The sequence below is a fragment of the Thermogutta sp. genome, assembly GCF_014359955.1.
Classification (GTDB): Bacteria; Planctomycetota; Planctomycetia; order Pirellulales; family Thermoguttaceae; genus Thermogutta.
In genome coordinates, this window is sequence record NZ_JACIYL010000592.1 from 1 (window position 1) to 2845 (window position 2845).

Annotated in this window: 3 protein-coding genes; 2 read left to right on the forward strand and 1 reads right to left on the reverse strand. The window is 58.7% G+C overall.

Annotated features, from left to right (window positions below; all coding sequences use genetic code 11):
- Positions 1–449: 449 nt before the first annotated feature.
- A complete protein-coding gene (tmk, locus tag H5U08_RS14740) occupies positions 450–1073 on the forward strand; it encodes a dTMP kinase (protein WP_297034673.1) in 624 nt (207 codons plus the stop codon).
- Between the two features lie 77 nt (positions 1074–1150).
- Positions 1151–2218, forward strand: coding sequence for a DNA polymerase III subunit (locus tag H5U08_RS14745; protein WP_297034676.1), 1068 nt, complete (start codon positions 1151–1153; stop codon positions 2216–2218).
- 15 nt (positions 2219–2233) lie between these two features.
- On the opposite strand, the gene H5U08_RS14750 is transcribed toward H5U08_RS14745, so the two are convergent.
- The gene (locus H5U08_RS14750; RefSeq protein WP_297034679.1) at positions 2234–2731 is read right to left on the reverse strand and encodes a hypothetical protein; all 498 of its coding nucleotides are present in this window, start codon (positions 2729–2731) and stop codon (positions 2234–2236) included.
- Positions 2732–2845 lie beyond the last annotated feature (114 nt).

Genomic DNA, 2845 nt, shown 5'->3' on the forward strand with positions numbered 1-2845 from the left:
TCTGGACTCACAATTCTTGTCATCGCGACTGACAATCCCATCGCTAAAACACAGCACGTGGATTGTACCCGATAACGAGTGAGGGGTTCAACGGACGCCGTGGCACTGCGGAGGGACCTGCTTGTCACGTCCGCATTCGGAGGGACCTGCTTGTCAGGTCCGCATATCAACGTTCGATTATCCACTCGCCTTCAATGGGCACGACGAGCGTGCCCCTCCGGGGTTCAACGGACGCCGTCGGAGGCGTCCCTCCAATGCCCACGGGCCCCACGCGGGTGCTTTTGGGAATTTGGTCGAGCACAGTGTTTCCAGAAACTTCGGGCCCTGGTACGCTTATGAATTCGAGCCGTCGTTTCCGGGTGTGCCTTGCTGATCAGTTGCCTGGCACGTCCCACATTTACCGTCACGAAGGACCAGGATACGCAGGTAGAGAGTTGGTCTAATCTGAGATGTTCATTGCAATTGAAGGTGGAGACGGAACTGGGAAGACGACGCAGGTTGAGCTGCTCTGCCGCTGGTTGGAGGAGCAGGGCCACGTCGTGACGCGCTGTCGCGATCCCGGAGGTACGGCGCTAGGGGAGTCCATCCGGTCGATTCTCCTTCATCGCGATGACGTTCCCATGGGTCTTGAGGCGGAAACACTCCTTTACATGGCAGCCCGGGCACAGCTTGTTTCCGAGGTCATTCGCCCCGCTCTCTCGGCCGGAAAAATCGTTGTTTCCGATCGGTATCTTCTTTCCAATATCGCCTACCAGGGCTACGGTGGAGGCCTGTCCGTCGAAGCCGTACGGAACATCGGTCTTTTCGCCACCGGCGGATTGCTTCCAGACCTGACGATCGTGCTTGACATGCCTGTCGAGGAAGCATTGGCCCGAATCGACCGGGCGCTCGATCGTCTGGAATCGCGCGGGCGGGAGTTTCTGGAGAAAGTGCGCGACGGTTTTTTGCAGGAGGCCGTCCGGGCTGCGGACCGAATCGCCGTGGTCCGGGCAGACCGTCCCGTCGAGGAAGTTCATGCAGCCATTCGGCGAATCGTCGAATCGATGCTGGCCTCTCGGAGGCCTGCCGGGTAGTTCGAACCGACAAAGCGAGGGGGAATTCTCTCGGCGGAAGGCAAGACTGGATCTGGGAAAAGACGCGTAGCGAGGCCATGAGCTGGCAGGGGATCGAAGGACACGACGCGATTGCGGAGCGGTTTCGCCGGGCGTTTGTCCGCGGTCGGATTGGGGGAACCTATCTCTTCGTGGGGCCGCCGGGGATCGGGAAACGGACCTTTGCCCAAAAATTGGCCCAGGTCCTGCTTTGCGAAAATCCATCAAAAGAGGCCTTTGCACCGTGCAATGCGTGCTCCGCCTGCGTGCAGGTGATTTCGGGGACACATCCCGATCTTCTGCTCATCAGCAAGCCCCCGGAGAAGTCTTTCATTCCCCTGGAAATGCTGATAGGCGACCGATCCGAGCGGGGGACAGAGCGTGCCGGCCTGGTGGGCCACCTCGCTCTGACGCCGTTTTCCGGACGTTATCGGGTTGCCATCATTGACGACGCAGACTATTTGAATGTGGAAGGGGCCAACGCGCTTCTCAAGACGCTGGAAGAGCCGCCGGCAACGGCGGTTCTCATCCTCATCAGCAACTCTCCGGCGAAGCAACTGCCTACGATACGGTCACGCAGTCAGATGATTCGCTTCCGGCCCCTTCCCGAGGAAATCGCCGCCCGATTGTTGGTCGAGCAGGGTATCGTGGACAATCCTGATTGGGCCCGGGAACTCATTCGGCTTGCCGACGGCAGTCTTGCCCGAGCTGCCGAGCTTGCCTCCCATGATCTGTGGGACCTTGCTGCCAAATGGAGAAAAGCCCTCTCCACGCGGCGCTTTGATGTGACCGCCTGGAGCGACGAAGTGCGGAGTTATCTGGAGTCCGCCGGAAAAGAGGCGGCCATGCGACGCCGGGCGCTCCAGCAACTGATCGGGCTGACGCTGGAGTTTTTCCGTCAGGCCCTGCGCGCGGTGGCCTCCCACAGTGTGCAAACCGCGGGAACCTCTGTCGGCGAAGAGGTGATGGCCCTCCTCCAAGGTAGCCCCCCTCTTACGGAAGACGTTTTATATGAGTGTCTCGAATCCTGCCTGGCGGCCTACCAGGATGTCGAGCGGAATATTAATCAGACGCTGCTGATTGACGACTGGTTACTGCACCTGTGGCACCTTTTGAATGCCGCTTAGTGGATTTTCTCCCGCTTACAGACCAAAACCCACATAGCCGCCCTTGGAAGTCGTTTCGGCCTCCAGCTTTTGGAGACGTTCCACGGTCTTGGCCAGATCGCCTGCCGCGATGTAACGATCGAACTCGACCATCACGGCGTGCCTGACTGTCTCCGAGAACCATCGAATGATCGGCTCAGTCGCCCAGTCACACGTATCTCCCCGCAGTTCCACATCGAGATCGCAGGCCACGGTTTTCCTGTCTTCCGGGTCGGTGATGGCGCAACCTTCGAAACTGAAATCGAGTAGCCCGCGATTGGGATCGTTGGTGAGATGGAATCGACAATGGGCGTTGAACAGGTAATAGGTATTGTGGCGTCCGTGCTTACGGATAGCGTTTTGAACTCGTTCCCACAGGGCAAGAAACTTGGGAGACGCGTCCAGAGGCGGATCGTTTCTCGTGATAGTCCGCAGGGGGACACAATCAAAACTGATTTCCACCCAGGTCTTGTTTTGAGCAGCCGCGTCGCTCATCAGCAAACTCCCGTTTCTTGATTACCCACTGGATGTGCTGTTTCCACCATAAAGGGACGATGTTTCACCTCGTCCCGGCTGCAGGCAACCCCCAGGCATCCGGGCCAGTGACTC

Excerpts from the sequence above, each read along its gene's own strand:
- H5U08_RS14745 (WP_297034676.1), top strand. The coding sequence starts at position 1,151 with ATGAGCTGGCAGGGGATCGAAGGACACGACGCGATTGCGGAGCGGTTT.
- H5U08_RS14750 (WP_297034679.1), bottom strand. The coding sequence starts at position 2,731 with ATGAGCGACGCGGCTGCTCAAAACAAGACCTGGGTGGAAATCAGTTTT.
- tmk (WP_297034673.1), top strand. The coding sequence starts at position 450 with ATGTTCATTGCAATTGAAGGTGGAGACGGAACTGGGAAGACGACGCAG.